Here is an 18355-nt window from a genome sequence, read left to right on the forward strand (position 1 = left end):
GTAAACCCAACGGCGTCCGATCCTACGTAAATAACCGACCTGTAGGAGCCTGAAGCGTCAGCCCAGTACGGCCAGCACGCCGCCGATCACCGGCATCGCCGCGGCCGTCGGCAACGCCCAGCGCGGCCGCCAGGCCAGCAGCAGGACCAGCACAGCCCCGGCAATCATCAGCAGGCACGCCCAGTAGACGATGCCCAGTTCGACGCCGATGACGTGGATCGAATACGCCAGCGCCAACGCACCATCCACCACTGCGGCAATACGCAGCAGCCGCACACGGGGCTGCGACGGCGCACTGCCGAACAGATCGCGATGATGGCGGGAAAGCGACAGGCACGCCGCCGCCAGCGCCAGCAGGTTGAGACCGAACACCAGCAGCATCAGGCGTACTCCTCGCTACGGGCACGACGTTCGCGGACAGGCTCGGCACGCTCGCGCCCCAGTCGCCAACCGAGGAAGGCACAGAGCACGCCGATCAGCAGCAGGCCGAAATCGATACCGACCATCATCCAGTCGCCGTTGGCGACATGCGTCGTCACCCGGCCCGGCTCGGGGCCGAACAGGCTCAGCATCGGTAGCAGCAGCGCCAGCGCCGCCAGCGCGCCGAACTGCTCGCGAGCCATCGCGCGGCTGCCACGTCGCAGCAGTGCGTGGGCCAGCGCCAACAGCCAGATCACCACGAAGGCGGTGGCCTCCCAGCGGGTACGCTGGAGGAGATCGGCCGGCAGCAGGCGCGAAGCCGCGAGCAAGCCCAGGGATGCAATCGGCAAGCCGCCACAGACCGCGCCATTGAGCGTCCGCACCAGCGCCAAGCCTCGGTGGCCGCGGGTTTCTCGCTTGCTCACCCATACCTGCAGGCCACCGAAAACCATCACGCAACCCACCAGGCCAAGGACGAAATACATGACCCGCACTAGGTCGTTGCCGAACTGCGCCATGTGCAGGCCGGTCAACCAGGCGTAGGTCTTGTAGCCCGGCTTGTAAGGCTTCTGCACGTGCAGCAGCGCGCCGGTGCCAGAGTCGAAGGACACGGTGCGCTGGTCGTTGACCATGCCCTTGTCCACCGCCTTGCGGATCTGCACCATCGCCGCGGCGTCGTTGGGATGTTCGATGTTGATCCAGCCGACCTGGCTGTCGTCGCCCCACGCCTGGCGGGCCTTGAGGATCATGTTGTCGATGGACTTGGGCGGCTTCGCCGGTTTGTCCAATTCCTCGCGGTCGAAGGCGCCCTGCACGTCATGGAAGAAATGCTCCAGGTCGTTCTTGTACGCCACCTTGATGCCAGCGGTCATATAGAAGGTGATGAAGATCGCCAGGCCCGTGTAGGCCATCAGCAGGTGGAACGGCAGGCCGAGCACGCCCAGCACGTTGTGCGCGTCCAGCCACGCTCGCTGACGGGCCGCCTTCGGGCGCAGGGTGAAGAAGTCCTTGAAGATGCGTCGGTGGACGATCACCCCGCTGACCAGCGCCACCAGCATGAACACGCCGGCGACGCCAACCACGTAGAGGCCGATCATCCCGCCGTGCAGTTCGTAGTGCAGTTCGAGGAAGAAGTTGCCGCCGACGGTCTTGGGCAGCACCTCGCCGCTCTGCGCGTCCACCAGGAAGGACTGGAACTCGCTGAAGTCCGCCGGCTCCCAACCGGCGGTCCAGTACGGCATGCGCTCGGTGGGCGGGTGCATCCAGTAGCCGTGGGCCTTGGGCGCGCGCTCGACGATCAGCTCGCGCACCTGGTCGGCGCCGACGTTCACCGCTTCGAGCTTGTGCAACTGCGGCGTCATCCAGCGGGTGAGTTCCTTGTCGAACACCGCGACCGTGCCGGAGAACAGCACGACAAAGAGAATCCAGCTGACCAGCAACCCACTCCAGGTGTGCAGCCCGGACATCGACTGACGCAGGCTCATGGGCGCACCCCGTAGGCTGTCGGCAGGAAAGCCGCCAGGCCCAGCGCGATGCTCAGCGCCGTTGGCGCCCAGACCGCGCGCCAGGGGCTTTTTGCGCCGAACGCGTAAAGGATCGCGGCGACCCAGACGATGAAGCAGGCAAGGCTCGCCAGGGAGACACGGTCCGAGCGCGACATCGGCAGGTACACGCTAAAGAAGGCCGTGGCGGCATAGGCCAGGGCATAACCGACAACCACGGCGCTGAAAATGCGCGCGGCGACGGCGCCGAATCGGGTTCCGCTCATACGTCGGCTCTCGGATGGGTCAGGCGCTGGGAGACGCACATCGGACGGGATCCTGCGAGGCGGCCCAGGCAACTCCCGGGCACGCGATTGAAAAGCGGAATTATATGATATTGGTTCTCAATTAAAAGAACCTGACAGCGCTGTTTGTGAGTATCTGTGTCGAAAATTCGCTGAACGGTGCCGGTCTCGGTCAGGTCCAGGGCGCGCAGCAGGCTGTTCATCGTCCCGTCGGACGCTGCCAGGAGGGGCGAGGCAGCGGCTGTTGGTGGAGGGCTGAACAGGTTCGGCCCCCACGAGGGAGTCTCCCCGTCCACGCGAAGTGTCTGTTCAAGACGCTCTCATCCCACTGTTCAGTTCCCCGCAGCCGTTTCGCTCGGCGCGGGGCCGGACGTCGTTACCGGCGACCCGACGCCTGTGCCATGGCCCGCTCCAGCCCCTCGAAGACGCGGGGCGACAGGCATTGGGCGACGTTGAAACGCAGGTAGCCGGCGGCGCTCTGACTCAGGCTGAACACGTTGCCCGGCGCCAGCACCAGGTTGTCCGCCAGGGCTGCGCGGGACACCTCGGCGGCATCCAGCCCGCCCGGCAGGCAGGCCCAGACGAACACTCCACCGCGCGGCTCCAGCCAGGGCTGGATGTCCAGCGCACGCAGGCGCTGCAGTGTCTCGCCCATGGCATCGGCCAGGCGTCCGCGCAGGCTGTCCAGGTGGCGGCGGTAGCTGCCCTTGCGCAGCAGTTCGTACAGCATCTCGGCGCTGAACGGGCTGTTGCCGAAACTGGTCGCCAGCTTCAGGTCCACCAGGCGCTCGCACCATTCCGGCTGGGTGGCGATGTAGCCGCAGCGCACGGAAGCGGACAGCGTCTTGGAGAAGCTGCCGACCTGGATCACCCGCTCCAGCCCGTCGAAGGCCGATAGCCGTGGAGCACTCTCGTGCTCGAAGTCGCCGAAGATGTCGTCCTCGACGATCAGCAGGTCGTGGGCCTCGGCCAGCTTCAGCAGGCGATGGGCGACCAGCGGCGAGAGCACCGCGCCGGTGGGGTTGTGGAAGGCCGAGTTGGTGATGTACAGGCGCGGGCGGTGTTGCTCCAGCAAGGTCGCCATGGCGACGACGTCCGGCCCGGTCGGGGTGTAGGGTACCCCAACCACCTGCACGCGGTGCGCCCGTAACAGGGCCTGGAAATTGAAGTAACCGGGGTCGTCCACCAGCACGCAGTCGCCCGGCTCCAGCAGGAAACGGCACACCAGATCGATGGCCTGGGTGCCGTTGTCGGTGAGCACCACCTGTTGCGGACCGACCGGCACGCCGTAGTCCGCCAGCCGGCGGGCGAGTTGTTCGCGCAGGCCGGAATGGCCATAGGGACGGCCATATTCCAGCAACCCCGACTGCGGTTCGCGGGCGATTTGCCGCAGCGCGCGGCGCAGTTCCTCCTCCGGCAGCCAGGACGGCGGCAGCCAGCCGCAGCCGGGCTTGAGCGAGGTATCCGCGGCTTCCAGCGACTGCCTCGAAATCCACAGCGGGTCGATGCTGCGGTCCAGTGTCGGGCCGACGTCAGCCAGGGACAGCGGCGGCGCGTGGCCGGCGACATAGAAGCCCGAGCCCCGACGCGCGGCGATCACGCCGTCGGCGGTCAGCCGGTCGTAGGCTTCCACGACGGTGGTCTTGGAGACCTCCAACTGCTCGGCCAACTGGCGAATCGACGGCAGCCGTTCTCCCGGCACCAGCGCCCGTGCAGCCAGGCGCTCGCGCACGAGTTGAATTACCGAATCGACCCGAGTGCTCTTGGTTCTGCCCATGCGGCCCTCACCTGCCCCGGAAAATGTGTACCCATATAATTTACGGACAGTTTGCGCAAATTGTACTCTTCTGTCACTGGCCGCCGGGCGGCTCCGCGCGCAATCTGCAAGCTCGCTTTCCTGCCGGAAGACCACCATGAACAACACTTCCACTCTCGCCACGAACAGCAACCTCGGCGGCTGGCTCAGCGGCTTTCTCGGCGTGCTGATCTTCAGCGGTTCGCTGCCGGCAACGCGGGTCGCGGTAGCCGATTTCGACCCGACCTTCCTCACCCTCGCCCGCGCCAGTATCGCCGGCCTGCTGGCGGCGGCGATCCTGCTGGTGCTGCGGCAGAAACTGCCGGCGCGCAAGGACCTGCTCCCCCTGCTGGTGGTCGCCGGCGGTGTGGTGGTGGGGTTCCCGCTGCTTACCGCGCTGGCGCTCAAGCACGTCAACTCGGCCCACGCCATCGTCTTCGTCGGCCTGCTGCCGCTGGCTACCGCACTGTTCGGCGTGGTGCGCGCCGGCGAACGACCACGCCCGGCGTTCTGGATCTGCTCGCTGCTGGGCAGCGCCGTGGTCGCCGGCTTCGCCTTGTCACAAAGCGGCGCGGGCAACTTCATCGGCGACCTGCTGATGCTGGCCGCCGTCGCGGTCTGCGGCCTGGGTTATGCCGAGGGCGGACGCATCGCCCGGCATCTGGGCAGTTGGCAGGTGATCTGCTGGGTGCTGGTGCTGTCCCTGCCACTCATGTTGCCGCTGGCCTGGTACACCCAGCCGGAAACCTTCACCGGCGCCAGCTGGCCGGCCTGGCTCAGCCTGGGCTACGTGTCGCTGTTCAGCATGCTGATCGGCTTCTTCTTCTGGTACCACGGCCTGGCCACCGGCGGCATCGCCGCAGTCGGTCAGTTGCAACTGCTGCAGCCCTTCTTCGGCCTGGCGCTGGCCGGTCTTTTGCTGCACGAGCAGATCAGCCCGCTGATGGCTGGCGCCACCGTCGCCGTCGTGCTGTGTGTAGCGGGGGCGAAACGCTTCGCCCGCTGACCGCCGGTTTCCTTCCGCGTCCCGCCCGAGAAAAATCGCGGTATCATCGGGCGTTTGCGTACTCGGCTGGACTGCCGGAAGGAAACTCGGATGAAGCCACCCGCCGAATCTCCACTGCCTGCCGTGGAGCGCGACGAACTCGCGCCGCGGCCACGGCTGACCCTGGGCAGCCATGTGCACAGCGGCTTCGACCTGCGCAGCGGACGCATGCAGAACATCTCCCGGCACCGCGCTGCACTGGCATTTCTGTACGGCGACATGCCGGTTTCGGGGAGCGTCACCCCGCGTTCGGGCCGCGAGATCCGGGTGTTCCGCGACGACCAGATCGTGCGCGTCAGCCGCGAACTGGAGCAGGAGCACGCCTGGCGCCTGGAGCTGCGCGAGCTGGGCTTCAAGCCGGCGATGCGCCGCAGCGATGCCCTGGAAGACAGCGCCGGGGAAATGTTCGAGCTGCCAGACGACAGCGCCTGGCAGGAGTTCATGCGCGAGGGCCTGCCGCAGCTGCGCGAACAGGGCTGGGAAATCGACATCCGCCCTGAATTCGTCTTCGATCTCTCGCCGGTGGAGAAGTGGTACGCGGAAATCGAGGAAACCGACGACCGCCAGTGGTTCGACCTGGAACTGGGCATCGAGGTGGATGGCCGGCGCATCAGCCTGCTGCCGGCGCTGATCGAACTGATCCGGCGCATGCCGGCGCTGCTCGACCCGGTCGCCCTCGCCCGCCATGCCGACGATGAACAACTGGTGCTGCGCCTGGATGCCGGGCGCAACCCGATCCACACCTGGCAGACCGCCTCCGACCGCCCTCTGCGCGTCTCGCTGCCATTCGGCAAGCTCAAGCCGCTGCTGGGTACATTGTCCGAGTTCTACATCGGCGAACAGCCGCCGGTACGCCGCCTGCGCATGGGCGCGCCGGATGCCGCGCGCCTGACGGAACTGGAAGAACTGCCGCTGACCTGGCAGGGCGGCGAGCAGTTGCGCGAGATCGCCCATCGCCTGCGCGACTACCGCGCCCAGCCGGCGCAGATTCCGGCGGGCCTCAACGCCGAGCTGCGCGGCTATCAGCACGAGGGCCTGAGCTGGATGCAGACCCTGCGCGAAGTCGGCGCCAGCGGCATCCTCGCCGACGACATGGGCCTGGGCAAGACGCTGCAATCACTCGCCCACGTGCTGCTGGAAAAACAGGCCGGACGCCTGACCAGCCCGGCCCTGGTGATCATGCCCACCAGCCTGATTCCCAATTGGCTGGACGAGGCCGAGCGCTTCACCCCCGACCTGCGCGTGCTGGCCCTGCATGGCGCCGGGCGGCGCAAGGCGTTCGCGAAAATCGCCGAGCACGACCTGATCCTCACCACCTACGCCCTGCTGCCGCGCGATGCCGAGAAGCTCGCCCAGCACGAGTACCACCTGCTGATCCTCGACGAGGCGCAGAACATCAAGAACGCCACCACCAAGGCCGCCCAGGCCGCGCGGCATCTTCGCGCACGTCATCGGCTGTGCCTGACCGGCACGCCGCTGGAGAATCACCTGGGCGAACTGTGGTCGCTGTTCCACTTCCTCCTGCCCGGCTGGCTGGGCGATGCTCGGCAATTCGCCGTGGATTACCGCACGCCCATCGAGCGCCACGGCGACCAGGGCCGCCTGGCGCACCTCGCCGCGCGCATACGGCCGTTCCTGCTGCGCCGGACCAAGGAGCAGGTCGCCTCGGAGCTGCCGCCCAAGAGCGAGTTCATCCAGCACATCGAGCTCAGCGAAGCGCAGCGCGACCTCTACGAAACCGTGCGCCTGGCGCTGGATCGCAAGGTGCGCGACGAGATCGCCCGTCGTGGCCTGGCGCGCAGCCGGATCATCATCCTCGAAGCACTGCTCAAGTTGCGCCAGGTCTGCTGCGACATTCGCCTGGTGAACAAGGAAGCGCCGCCGCACACCGGTAAATCCGCGCGCGCGGTGACCTCGGGCAAGCTGGTCTACCTGCTCGACATGCTCGAAGAGCTGCTCGCCGAAGGCCGCCGGGTGCTGGTGTTCTCGCAGTTCACCTCGATGCTCGCGTTGATCGGCGACGCGCTGGCCGAGCGCAACCTGGAATACGCCCTGCTCACCGGCGATACCCGCGACCGCCGCGCACCGGTGAAGGATTTCCAGGAAGGTCGCGTGCCGCTGTTCCTGATCAGCCTGAAGGCCGGTGGTGTAGGCCTGAACCTCACCGCCGCCGACACCGTGATCCACTACGACCCCTGGTGGAACCCGGCTGCCGAAAACCAGGCCAGCGACCGCGCCTACCGGATCGGCCAGGACAAGCCGGTGTTCGTCTACAAGCTGATCGCCCGGGGCACGGTGGAAGAGAAGATCCAGCTGCTGCAACGCGACAAGGCCGCGCTGGCCGCCGGCATCCTCGACGGCTCAGGCAGCGACTGGCAGCTGGACGACGCGGATATCGACGCGCTGTTCGCGCCGCTGCCCAAGGCCGTCTGATCTCCACCAGAGCGGTTCGCATCCAATCAGCGCATCCCCCAGCCGTGACTGACCAGCACCGACTGCCCGGTAAGCGCAGCCGAAGGGAAGCCGGCAAGGAACAGGACCGTCTGTGCGACGTCCTCCACGGTGGTGAACTCGCCATCCACCGTCCCGCCGAGCATCACCTGCTTCACCACTGCCTCCTCGCTGATGCCCAGTTCCTTCGCCTGTTCGGGAATCTGCTTTTCCACCAGAGGCGTGCGCACGAAACCAGGGCATACCACGTGGGAGCGCACGCCGTGCGGACCGCCCTCCTTCGCCAGGGTGCGCGCCAGCCCGAGCAGACCATGCTTGGCGGTGACGTAGGCCGATTTCAGCGGCGAGGCTTCGTGGGAATGCACCGAGCCCATGTAGATCACCACGCCGCCACGCCCTGCCGGGTACAGGTGGCGCAGCGCCGCGCGCGTGGTGAGAAAGGCGCCGTCGAGGTGGATGGCGAGCATCTTCTTCCAGTCGGCGAAGGCATAGTCCTGCAGCGGGTCGACGATCTGGATGCCGGCGTTGGAGACCAGGATGTCGAGGCCGCCGAAGGTGTCCACCACTCGATCCATGCCGCTGTCCACGGCCTGCTCGTCGGTCACGTCCATGGCCACCGCCAGCGCCTTGCCACCAGCGGCTTCGATCTCGGCCACTACGCGTTGGGCGGCGTCCTGCTGCAGGTCGGCGATGGCCACCGCCGCGCCGGCCTGCGCCAGGGTCAGGGCAATCTGCCTGCCGATGCCGCTGGCCGCGCCGGTAACCACCGCGACCTTGCCGTTGAGTGCTTTCATCAGAGAGTTCCCGAAGAGGTAGGAACTATCACTCTAGACGGATCAGTCGCGGGTCAGCTCGATACTGCCGTCGCGGTTCTGCCGATACAGGGTGTAAGGCAGGGCCAGGGTGTCGACTACTCCGGAAAAGGCCATGTCCAGCACAGGCAGGATCGGCGGGCCGAAGGTGTAGTTCGCCGGTGTGGATGGCGGCGAATAACCGGCATCGGCCGGTGGCTCGCCATACAGCTGGCAGGCATCCCAGACCACGCCGCCATACACGCGAGGAATGGCGCCGCAATAGGTCCCCTCGAGCCTCAGGTCGCTGGCGTCCACCACAGCGTCGCTGCGCAGGGTGTGATAGGACCCGCAACCGCTGAGCAACGCGGCGCCGAGCAGCACGCAGGAACGGAACATCGTCATATCGAAATTCCCTCTCGATGGCGAAAGCGGCAGCCTACCAGCCCTTGAGCTGGTCCCAGCGCCAGTTGCGGTACTGGTAGATCAGTGTACCCAACAGTCCATAGGCAGCTGCCATGGCGAAAAGGACGAGGATACGGTCAGCCACGGCCGAGAGCGGCAGGTTCATCTGGTTCATTTCCACCACCGCGCGGATCGCCCAGGTGGACGGAATCGCATCTGCCAGCAGTTGCACCCACCCAGGCATGGCCTGTGGCGGCCAGGTGAAGCCGGCCATGTAGAACAGCGGCAGGGTGATGAAAGTCATGGTCAGGTAGACCGCTTCCTCCGAAGGCAACACCTCGGCGATGAATTCGCTCATGGCGATCACTGCCAGCAGGAAGGGCAGTACCAGGCCCATCAGCATGAAGAACGAAGCCGTCTGCCGGTAGCCCATCATCCACGGCCAGATCACATAGAAAAGCATCGCCAGCACCGTCCAGATGGAGAGCTGCGCGGCATAGCGGCCGAATCGCGTCGAGGTGGGCTGGCGCAGCGAGCGCGGAGTGCCGCCGCGCAGGTTGAGGTTCACCCGCGTGCAGGAGAGCAGCAGGCTGTGCTGCAGGATCAGGGTCACCAGCCCCGGCAGGACGATGGCGGCGAAGCTGGTGCCAGGGTTGAACAGATCGGTCAGCTGGCCGATGGCGGGTTGCAGCAGGACGTTGGCCTGCACCTCGGAGAAGCCGCCGCGCATCAGCCGCTCGCGGTTGTAGCGCAGCGACAGCTCGGTGTAGGTGGCACTGATGTCTTGCTGGATCTGCCCGTTGGCCATGCGGTTGGTAGCGTCGCCGAAGATCGGCACGGTCACCGCTTCGCCGCGCAGCACGCGCTTCTCGAAGTCCAGCGGAATCACCACGATGGCGAACAGCTTGCGCCAGGCCAGGTCGCGTTGCGCCTCGGGCAACTGGTCGTAGCCGACGGTGGCGATCTTCGGCGCGGCATCGAGCTGGCGCACCAGCTCGCGGGACACGGCACTGTGGTCCATGTCGATCACCGCCACCGGCAAGTCGTCCATGGTGCGGTGGGCATAGGGCAAGGTGGTCAGCGCCACGGACAGCACCATCAGCAGCCACAGCGGCTTGCCGAGCATGCCGCTGAGGGATTCGCGGAAGACCTTCCAGAAATTCTCCATGGCGGTTCCTTACGCCGGGCTCAGGTCGAGGCGCCGGCGCAGGCGCATCTTGGCGATCATGTAGGCGATCAGCGGGTAGAGCAGCAGTTTGCAGCAGGTATACAGGCCGGACTCGGCCGGTGCCCTGCGCAGGAACTGGTCGAACAGGCCGTGCAAGGTGTGGGTCAGGGGTTCAGCCTCGGAGATGATGCGGGCGACCGAGGGCATTGCCAGCTCGGGCAACAGCACGCCGGAATATGTCTGTGCCACGCCGATCAGCAGGCCGATCAAAGAGTAGGCACTGAAACGGTTGGCGGTGAAGATGAACAGCATCAACCCGACGCTCTGCGCCGCCACCACGTAGCAAAGGGTGATCGCCAGCATCCACCAGGTATTGCCATTGATCCGCGCGCCGTTGAGCTCCACCAGCAGGAACAGCTCAACCATCAGCAGTGTGCTGAACAGCAGCGTGTAGGGTGCCAGCTTGCCCAGCAGCCGCGCGCCCAGGGCCTGGGCGCGGAGGATGTGCGGCGAGGAGGCGCGCAGCTCCGGCGCCTCGCGCGCCAGCACATGCACGGTGGCGACGATCACGAACAGTTGCAGCAGGTGCACGATGGCGGCGAACTGCTGGAAGTAGATGTAGTTGCCGCTGGCATTGAACAGGCTTTCGTAGGACACGCTGATACTCGCCAACGCGGGCATGGCGCGGTCCATGCCCGCGGCCAGGCGCGGGCGCAACTCGGCGTTCACCGAGCTCATCAGGCCACTGAAATCCTGGGTCGAGTAGAAACCGGCGGAATAGAACAGCGAGTTGTAGTACAGCTCGGCGACCGGCTGGCGGCCGGACAGGGCGTCGGCTTCGAGGTCGCGAGGAATATAGAGCAGCGCGTAGTCGTCGGCCATGCGCAGCCGACGCAGCCCCTCCTGCAAGCCGCCACCCAGCACCTCGACCTTGGCGTGGGAACCGGCATCCAGCTCGCGGACGATCCTGCGCGACAGGCTGCTGTGGTCGGCATCGACCACTGCTACCGGCATGTCCAGTAGCGTCCCCGCCTGGTACACGCCACTGATCACCACGAACAGCAGCAGCGGCCAGAGCCAGCCGAGCCAGTGAATGGTCCAGCTGCGCAGCGCGACCCGCGTTTCGCTGCCGAAGGCCTGGGCGAAACGCCGCAGGTTGCGCCTTACTGCTTCCACTGCCACAGCGCACTCATGCCGGGGCGCAGGCCCGGTACCGGCTGGTCGGGATACAGACGCACCTCGAAGGTCTTCAGGTCGAAATCACCGGTGGCGCGGGTGGCGCGCTTGGTCGCGAAATCGCCGAGCGGCGCGATGTAGGCGACCCTGGACTTCACGTCGATACCTTTGAGAGCCGGCACCCGGATGGCCACTTCGTCGCCCTTTTTCACATCGGCAAGAATGTCTTCGCGCAGGTTGAATACGAAATAACTGTCGGACAAGCGCACCAGTGTCAGCAACGGGCTGTAGGCATTGACCAGTTCGCCCTGCTCCGCAGGAATCGGTCCGACCTCGCCATCCACAGGCGCCACCACATTGAGGTCATCCGTCTGCGCCTGCAACTCGAGTATCTGTGCGTCAGCCCTGCGCACGGCGGCCTCCAGGGCTCGACGGCGCTCCTCGCGGTCACCCTGGGTGCCTTCGTCGAGATTGGCCTGGGCCTCAGCGACACGATTGCGCGCCACGTCGCGGCCACGCCGCGACAGGTCCAACTGCGCCTGGGAAACGAAGCCGCGACCGGCCAGCTCCTCGTTGCGCTGGTACTCGAGCTCGGCGTTGCGCAACTCGGCCTGGGCCTGGGACAGGCTGGCCTGCAAAGCGCGCAGGGTTTCCTCGCGGGTGCCATGAAGGGATTCGTCGAGGTTCGCCTGCACCTGGTTGCGCGCAGCGCGCAGGGAATCGAGCTGGGCTTGCAGCTCCGGACTGCTGATGGAGATCAGCAACTGGCCCTGCTTCACGTCATCGCCGCGCCGCACATGGAGCGCCTCGACGCGCCCCTTGGCCTTGGAAGCGACTATGACGGTGGTGGCGTCCGCTTCACCTTGCAGCAACAGCGGCTGAGTATGCAGGCGCAGGTAAAGGGTGATGGCGATGATCACCAGGATCAGCAGCGGGGCGAACAGTTTCCATCCCTTCATGGAGCAGGTCTTCTCAGGTGGCGGTGCACCGATGGTAGTGCATTCGCCGCCGGGGCGGCGGCCCTGGGTCAAGCCACCGGGCGATCAGCGCTCGTCGTCGCTGATCAGGTCACGTTCGCCGCTGCGTTGCGGCGAGCTCGGCGAGGGGAAGCGCGAAGACGCATAACGCACCACCAGAATCGCCAGCGCCAGCAGCAACAGCGCTACCGAGACCAGGATAATGCCGTCGTCGGGGACATGGTTGTGCTGGATATCGGCGATCATCAGGCGGGTCAGCGCGGTCATCGCCACGTAGATCAGGAAGCGCACCGGCATGTGGTTGGTCTTGAAATAGATGCCGACCATGGCACCCAGTTCGAGGTAGATGAACAGCAGCAGGATGTCGTCGATGCTGGCGTGCCCCTTCCCCACCATCTCGCCGAAGGCCACCGCCGCCGACCAGAACACCGTGCCGCCGATGGCGAACAGTGCCAGGTAATGGAATCCCTCCACCAGCAGGTTGCCCAGGGATTCGGCGCACCCATGCATCCGCTCGCTCAGACGCTCGGCCCAGTTCTGTTTCATTCGTCGGTTCTCCGCAATACATGGCTGTGTTGGCGTGAAGCCTGCAAGTGCTACGCCATTGATCTTGCGCAGTCATCCCACAGACAGGCTGCGACAAGATGACTGCAACTTTTTCGGCAGCCCCTGAGTCCATCCAGAGGCACGCCACAAAACAGGCAGGAACGAGTGATGGAAAGCCCCTTTCAGAAACTGACCGACGCCTTTCAGGAACAATACCGCGTCAATTTCAGCCTTGAACGGCCCGACGGCAGCATCGTCCTTACCCTTTCCACCGAGGAAGGCGTGGCCGCGCGCCGTCTGATCCGCTACGCCCAGTTGCAGGACCCGGAACAGCTTCAGCGTTTCATCCAGAGCATCCGCTTCGGCATCGCCATCGAACAAGGCGGCACGGCGCCCCAGTTGCTGGCAGCCATGACGCGCGGCGAAAACGGCCTGCCAATCGCGTCCTGAAGCTCGTCTTCGCAAGAATTCCTTCCTACAGAGCCATCTGACTGACGATTCATTGCGCCAGTCACTTGGCTGCGTCGCGCGCGCCTTCGGGGCGGGCGCACTGCTTTGGGCCGCAGCCAATACCGGCCAATTACCAGCACAGCCCTTTCCTGCGTCTACGCTGCTGGCAACGATTCGCACCGCAGCAGTAGCATTGTGCGATCGCATTACTGTATAAATAGACAGTTATTCCGAACTCCCCAATCAAAGAGAAGGCACAGAGGTGATGAATGGCCGTCGAAGTGGTGTACCGCAGCAGCCGCGATCCGGAGCGCCTGTTCATGGATAAGGCAGAAGCCGACCGGCACGACAAGATGCTGGAGCTAGCGGAAACGCTGGCCGACGTGCTGCAGAAGGCGGTGCCTTCGCTGAAGGAGGATCAGGTCGAGGAGATCGGTATCTTCATGGCCAGGAACCGCGATGCCTTCGCCCGCGCCTTCAAGAACCAACCGGATGCGTTGAGCGAGATATTCAGCGAGCCTGCCGCCGAGGAATGAGCCTCGGCGCACTCCAGGTACAACCGGAAACTCCGGACCGCAGCGCCATGCGCGTGATCGCGGGCATGGCGAGCTCCTGCAGGGTTGCTGCAGCTTCAGTGGCCCGGATATTCCCCGTAGAGAATCCGTTCGGCCAGCTTGTCGGCGACTCGTGCAGGCGACAGATGCTCCGCCTGGGCATGGGCAAAGACCTCGGTCAGGCGCTCGGCGATGCGCGAAAGGTGGGCGGTGATGACAGGTAGCGCTTCGCCCTGGTGCTGCAGGGCCACGTAGATCAGCCCACCGGAATTGATCACGTAATCAGGCGCATACAGGATGCCCCTTCCCTCCAGTTCATCGGCGACCTCGGGATGGGCCAGCTGGTTGTTGGCCGCGCCCGCCACGGCGGCGCAACGCAGGTGGCCGACCACCTGTGAGGTCAGCACTCCCCCCAGCCCGCAAGGCGCGAGGATGTCGCACGGGGTGGTGAGCAGCGCTTCGTTGGGCACCGGTCGGGCCCCCAGTTGCTCCACCGCCAGTTGCACCTTGCCCGGGTCGATGTCGCTGACCAGCAGCTCCGCCCCCGCCGCCGACAGATGCTCGGCCAGCGCATAGCCCACGTTACCCAGCCCCTGGATCGCCACCCGCAGGCCATCGAGATCGTCACTGCCCAACCGCGCCTGGGCGCTGGCGCGGATGCCGGCGAATACTCCGAGTGCTGTATGAGGGGAAGGATCGCCACCGCTGGTGGTGCTGGTGACGTGGCGGGTGAACTGGGCGATGCAGTCCATGTCGGCACTGGAGGTGCCGCTGTCCACAGCCGTGATGTACGCCCCGCCGAGGGAATCGATCGCGCGGCCAAAGGCTTCGAAGAGCTCGCCCCGATTGTCGACGTGCGGGGCGCGCAGGATCACCGCCTTGCCGCCGCCCTGGCGCAGGCCGGCCAGCGCCGCCTTGTAGCTCATGCCCTGGGCCAGGCGCGCGGCATCGCGCAGCGCGGCGTCCTGGTTGGGGTAAGGCAGGTAACGGCAGCCACCCAGGGCAGGGCCGAGCCGGGAGTTGTGGATGGCGATGATGGCCTTGAGTCCCGTGGTCGGGTCCTGGAAGAGATGCAGCGACTCGAGCCGGGTGGCTTCCATCATGTCGAACATGGCGGCGCTCCCTTGCTTGGGGTGAACGGCGGTCCGTAGGCGGACCCCTTGAGTATAGGCAGCACCTGTCACATCACCTTCACCGGCGACGACCGCGCCACTGGACGAGTGCCCGGCGCTCCGGTTACAACCGCAGGGTCAGCCGGAGAACGCCATGGACCCGCGTCAAGCCTGCCTCACCTGTCTTGCCCAGGACCCGCCCGCCCTGTTCGAAGCGGCCCTGTGGATCGCCGCCGAGCACGAACCGCACCTGCCGCCCGAGCAGACACTGCGCCTGTTCGACTCGCTTGCCCATCAGGTCGCGGTGGCGCTGCCCCAGGGCAACGGCGATGCGGAACGCGCGCAGTTCCTGCTGCGCCGGCTGAGCGAACTGGGCTTCGCCGAAGACGACCAATACCCGCTGCACCCGCGCGCCGCCCTGGTCCCCCAGGTGCTGCAGCGCCGTCACGGCCAGCCGCTGTCGCTGGCGCTGATCGCCCTGGAAATGGCTCGACGCAACGGCATCACCCTGGTGGGCGTGAACTTCCCCGGTCGTTTTCTGCTGCGCGTACCCAGCGCCGACCATCTGCTCGATCCCGCCACCGGCCGCCGTCTCTACACGCGCGATTGCCGTGACCTGCTGGCACGGCAGATGGGCACCAGCGTAGAGCTGTCCGCCGAGCACCTGCGCACCGCCAGTGCCGCCGATATGTTGCAGCGCCTGTCGCGCAACCTGCGCCAGTTGCACCTGGCCGCCGGGGAACCGCTGGCGGCGCTCAAGGATGCCCAGCGCGTACTGGAGCTTGGGACACCCAGTTCCAGCGATCACCTCGCCCGCGCCGATCTGTACCATGTTCTGGATTGCCCGCAGGCGGAGCGCTACGACCTGGAGCGCGCGATGCTGCTCAGCGACGATGCCACCGAGCAGATGCGCCTGGCTCAGCGCCTGGCCGAGTTCAGCGTGCCGCCCAAGGCGCTGCACTAACGCCTCGGACGTTCAACAGGCCTCAGACCTTCAACAGACCAAGCTCCTTGGCTCGCGCCACCGCCTGGGTGCGGCGCTCCACGCCGAGCTTGCCGTTGATCCGACGCGCGTGGGTTTTTACCGTGTGCAGGGAAATGTACAGCCGCTCGCCGATCTCCAGGTTCGAACAACCGCGCGCGATCAGCTCCAGCACCGAGAGCTCGCGCAGGCTCAACAGGTTGTTCGGGGTGATCTCACCCGCGTTGGGGCGCAGGCCGAACAGGCCGGGTTGGCGGCGCTGGGTTTCGTGCAGGGAGGACAGCAGGCCGAAGCGCTGGGCCAGGGCGACGCCCTCGTCCAGCGAGCTACGCGCTTCGTCCAGATTGCCTGAGATGAAGTGTCCCTCGGCCAGTGCCAGCCAGACTTCGCAGGCCAGTGTATTGCGGCCTTGCCGCAGCAGGTCGGGAAGCAGGCCCTGCAGACGCTGCAGCGCGGCGTCCACGTCGCCGTCGTAGAGTTCGGCCAGCGCCAGGTGATGCTCGACCCGCAGGATCTGGTCCGGCGCTGCCGCTGGCGGGCTGAGGCGATCGGTGCGGTAGCGCGAGGCGACCCGCTGGAGGATTTCCCGCGCCGGGCCGGCCCGGTTCAAACGCAGGTGCAGCGCGCCACTGGCAAGCAGCAGCGGGCCGCGATAGATCGGCTCCGGCACGTGTTGCAACTGCATCAGCCGCTCGACCTCCAGCAGTCGGCTGAAGGCGCCGTCGGTGTCGCCATCCAGTGCGTCCAGCCAGGCCATGCCGGTGAAGCCGTAGATCAGGCTCGGGTCGTGGCTGCGGCGGGTTTCGTTGAGGCCGGCGATGAACAGCTCGCGCGCCTCGTCGTCGCGGCCCTGGCGCAGGCACAGCCAGCCGCGGCGCAAGGCGACGCGACCGGCCATGGCGTTGCAGGTGATGCGCATCTCGTCGAGGTATTCCTGCACCCGCGCCAACAACGCGTCGGCGCGCTGCAATTCGCCGCGCTGTTCCAGCCATTGGGCGCGGTCCAGTTCCAGTAGCGCTTCGAAGGTGGTGCTGCCTTGCAGGCGAGCGCGCCGCAGCGCCTCGCGGTTGATCAGTCGCGCCTCGGCCAGCCGCCCCTCAGCCTGGGCCTGCTGGGTCAGCGCAGACAGGCAGATGAGCGTCTGCGCCCAGGCATCCTCGGGCAGGTGCGCCAGCGCCTCGCGCAGTTGCTCGCGGGAGCCGGGCAGTCCGCGCGCGTGGGTAAGCATGCCGTTGAGCCCCTGCCACTGGGCCACCAGTGCGCGCTGACGGTGTTCGCCAGGCATCGGCAGGAAGCGGTCGAAACCGGTCAGCAGCGCCTCGACGTCGTCCAGGCGACCAACGAACAACAGCGTCCAGGCATTGAGGATCAGCAGGCGCGGCGTGCTGCACAGGAGCTCGTCGGGCAGCGATTCGCGCAGTTGCAGCACGCGCTCGACGTTGCGGCCGTGCAGCAGCTGTTCCTCGGTCAGACGCTGCAACAGGCTGGCGGAAACGTCCGGCTGCTCGGCGTACAGCGAGTGCTCGAAAGCTGAATGGATCTCCCCGCACTGGGTGAACCACTGGCAGGCGCGCCGGTGCAGGTTGGCCGCAGGCCAGCGCGACAGGCTGGCCAGCGCCGCCGCAACCATGGGCGCGACCTGGAACCAGTGCTGAGTGTTGTCCACGGGCTCGATCAGCACGCCCCAGGCCTGCAGGCCGTCCAGCGCAAGGCCGGGTTCGTCGAACAGGTAGTCGCACAGTTCGCGATTGAAGCGGCTGATCTGCGCCAGGCCGCAGAGGGTTTCCGCCAGCTCCGCCGGCAGGCTCGCCAGGACTTCGCGTTGCAGATAATCCTGCAGCAGGCCGATGCCGGCATTGCTCATCTGGGTGGCACAGGGAGCGACGAAGTCGTTGCCCAGGCTGAGCAGGCGCAGGCGCACGCCGGCAAACCAGCCGTGGGTTGCTTCCTGCAGGGCCTGGCGCTGGGCCTGGGGCCATTCCAGGCCGGCGGTCTGCAGATAGGCGTCCAGCTCGCCCTGGGTCAACGCGAGCGTGGCGGCGCCCAGTTCCAGCAGTTCGCCCTCGAGCAGCAGGCGGGTAAGGTTGCAGGCGGGGCGTCGGCGGCTGGCCAGCCACCAGCCGATCTGCGGCGAGGCAACGGCGAGCAGGCGGTCGAAACAATCGTCGAGGACCGGATCGGGGGCGCGGGGATAGTCATCGAGCATCAGCCAGACCGGCTCGCTGGCGTTCTCCAGCCAGGCACACAGGGCTTCCTCGCCGGACCAGGGTACGCCCAGCGCCTCGCCCAGCCGTTCGCAGAATTGCTCGGGCGAAAGCCCGCGGCCACCCATCCCCAGCCAGACCACGCGGGTACCGGCCGGCGCCAGGCGTGCGCACTCGCTCATCAGCACCGTCTTGCCACAGCCGGGCGGCGCCACCAGCAGGCGCAGGCGGCATTCGGTGGTGCTCAGGCTGGCGTGCAGCCGTCCGCGGGGCAGATGCTGGCGTGGCAGTCGCGGCAGCGCCGCGCTGTGCAGGGCGATTGTCGACATGGGCTTCTTCCGGCCATTTGCCGGCCAGACTATGCCCCTGGGCGGAGCGGGCAAAGGACCATCAGCCAGACTCATGGCGCGATATAGCGCAGGCTGCTCTGAGGTGCGTGCTAGAGATGGCGCCGCATCGAAGGGCAAAAAAAGAAACCCGGCATCCACGCGGG

General features: G+C 66.4%; 17 protein-coding genes. 5 read left to right on the top strand and 12 right to left on the bottom strand.

Translation table 11 applies throughout. The features are described 5' to 3' along the window. Positions 1-57: 57 nt before the first annotated feature. The 4 genes from C167_RS0114790 to C167_RS0114805 all read right to left on the bottom strand — a co-directional run bounded on the left by C167_RS0114790 (position 58) and on the right by C167_RS0114805 (position 3983). A complete protein-coding gene (locus tag C167_RS0114790; protein WP_017519052.1) occupies positions 58-381 on the bottom strand; it encodes a DUF3325 domain-containing protein in 324 nt (107 codons plus the stop codon). Next, the gene (locus tag C167_RS0114795; RefSeq protein WP_026079063.1) at positions 381-1904 is read right to left on the bottom strand and encodes a PepSY-associated TM helix domain-containing protein; all 1524 of its coding nucleotides are present in this window, start codon (positions 1902-1904) and stop codon (positions 381-383) included. The genes C167_RS0114790 and C167_RS0114795 overlap by 1 nt, the downstream gene beginning before the upstream one ends. Continuing rightward, entirely contained in the window at positions 1901-2188 is a 288-nt protein-coding gene (locus C167_RS0114800) for a hypothetical protein (RefSeq protein ID WP_017519054.1), read from the bottom strand. Before C167_RS0114800 ends, C167_RS0114795 begins: the two co-directional genes overlap by 4 nt. 394 nt (positions 2189-2582) lie before the next feature. Beyond that, the gene (locus C167_RS0114805) at positions 2583-3983 is read right to left on the bottom strand and encodes a PLP-dependent aminotransferase family protein (protein ID WP_026079064.1); all 1401 of its coding nucleotides are present in this window, start codon (positions 3981-3983) and stop codon (positions 2583-2585) included. 136 nt (positions 3984-4119) lie between these two features. Here C167_RS0114805 and C167_RS0114810 point away from each other — a divergent pair, with 136 nt between their 5' ends. Continuing rightward, positions 4120-5007, top strand: a complete 888-nt coding sequence (locus tag C167_RS0114810; protein WP_017519056.1) for a DMT family transporter — start codon at positions 4120-4122, stop codon at positions 5005-5007. 441 nt (positions 5008-5448) lie between these two features. After that, positions 5449-7479: a DEAD/DEAH box helicase gene (locus C167_RS0114815; protein WP_026079065.1), complete on the top strand. Its 2031-nt coding sequence runs from the start codon at positions 5449-5451 to the stop codon at positions 7477-7479. 26 nt (positions 7480-7505) lie between these two features. On the opposite strand, the gene C167_RS0114820 is transcribed toward C167_RS0114815, so the two are convergent. The 6 genes from C167_RS0114820 to C167_RS0114845 all read right to left on the bottom strand — a co-directional run bounded on the left by C167_RS0114820 (position 7506) and on the right by C167_RS0114845 (position 12560). Then, the gene (locus C167_RS0114820; RefSeq protein WP_017519058.1) at positions 7506-8291 is read right to left on the bottom strand and encodes a 3-hydroxybutyrate dehydrogenase; all 786 of its coding nucleotides are present in this window, start codon (positions 8289-8291) and stop codon (positions 7506-7508) included. A 42-nt stretch (positions 8292-8333) separates the two neighbouring features. After that, complete coding sequence (locus tag C167_RS0114825) at positions 8334-8693, bottom strand: YceK/YidQ family lipoprotein (RefSeq protein ID WP_017519059.1); 360 nt, start codon at positions 8691-8693, stop codon at positions 8334-8336. 34 nt (positions 8694-8727) lie between these two features. Next, complete coding sequence (locus C167_RS0114830; RefSeq protein ID WP_017519060.1) at positions 8728-9861, bottom strand: ABC transporter permease; 1134 nt, start codon at positions 9859-9861, stop codon at positions 8728-8730. A 9-nt stretch (positions 9862-9870) separates the two neighbouring features. Beyond that, positions 9871-11043: an ABC transporter permease gene (locus C167_RS0114835; protein WP_017519061.1), complete on the bottom strand. Its 1173-nt coding sequence runs from the start codon at positions 11041-11043 to the stop codon at positions 9871-9873. Next, the gene (locus C167_RS0114840; protein ID WP_017519062.1) at positions 11025-11996 is read right to left on the bottom strand and encodes an HlyD family secretion protein; all 972 of its coding nucleotides are present in this window, start codon (positions 11994-11996) and stop codon (positions 11025-11027) included. Before C167_RS0114840 ends, C167_RS0114835 begins: the two co-directional genes overlap by 19 nt. Positions 11997-12080: 84 nt before the next feature. Beyond that, on the bottom strand, positions 12081-12560 hold the full coding sequence (locus C167_RS0114845) for a phosphate-starvation-inducible protein PsiE (protein ID WP_017519063.1): 480 nt from the start codon (positions 12558-12560) through the stop codon (positions 12081-12083). A 168-nt stretch (positions 12561-12728) separates the two neighbouring features. Between C167_RS0114845 and C167_RS0114850 the strand changes: the two genes are divergently transcribed. Together C167_RS0114850 and C167_RS0114855 are read left to right on the top strand one after the other, a co-directional pair. Further along, complete coding sequence (locus C167_RS0114850) at positions 12729-13010, top strand: DUF3509 domain-containing protein (protein ID WP_017519064.1); 282 nt, start codon at positions 12729-12731, stop codon at positions 13008-13010. Between the two features lie 269 nt (positions 13011-13279). Next, positions 13280-13546: a YebG family protein gene (locus C167_RS0114855; RefSeq protein WP_017519065.1), complete on the top strand. Its 267-nt coding sequence runs from the start codon at positions 13280-13282 to the stop codon at positions 13544-13546. Between the two features lie 95 nt (positions 13547-13641). On the opposite strand, the gene C167_RS0114860 is transcribed toward C167_RS0114855, so the two are convergent. Next, a complete protein-coding gene (locus C167_RS0114860) occupies positions 13642-14676 on the bottom strand; it encodes a Glu/Leu/Phe/Val dehydrogenase family protein (protein WP_017519066.1) in 1035 nt (344 codons plus the stop codon). A gap of 154 nt (positions 14677-14830) precedes the next feature. Here C167_RS0114860 and C167_RS0114865 point away from each other — a divergent pair, with 154 nt between their 5' ends. Further along, positions 14831-15640, top strand: a complete 810-nt coding sequence (locus C167_RS0114865) for a SirB1 family protein (RefSeq protein WP_017519067.1) — start codon at positions 14831-14833, stop codon at positions 15638-15640. A 22-nt stretch (positions 15641-15662) separates the two neighbouring features. Here the strand turns inward: C167_RS0114865 and C167_RS0114870 are convergent, their stop codons facing one another. Further along, on the bottom strand, positions 15663-18191 hold the full coding sequence (locus tag C167_RS0114870; protein WP_017519068.1) for a LuxR C-terminal-related transcriptional regulator: 2529 nt from the start codon (positions 18189-18191) through the stop codon (positions 15663-15665). Between the last annotated feature and the right edge of the window lie 164 nt (positions 18192-18355).

Origin of the sequence: Pseudomonas nitroreducens TX1 (genome assembly GCF_000313755.1) — a bacterium.
In the GTDB taxonomy this organism is placed as follows: Bacteria; Pseudomonadota; Gammaproteobacteria; order Pseudomonadales; family Pseudomonadaceae; genus Pseudomonas; species Pseudomonas nitroreducens_A.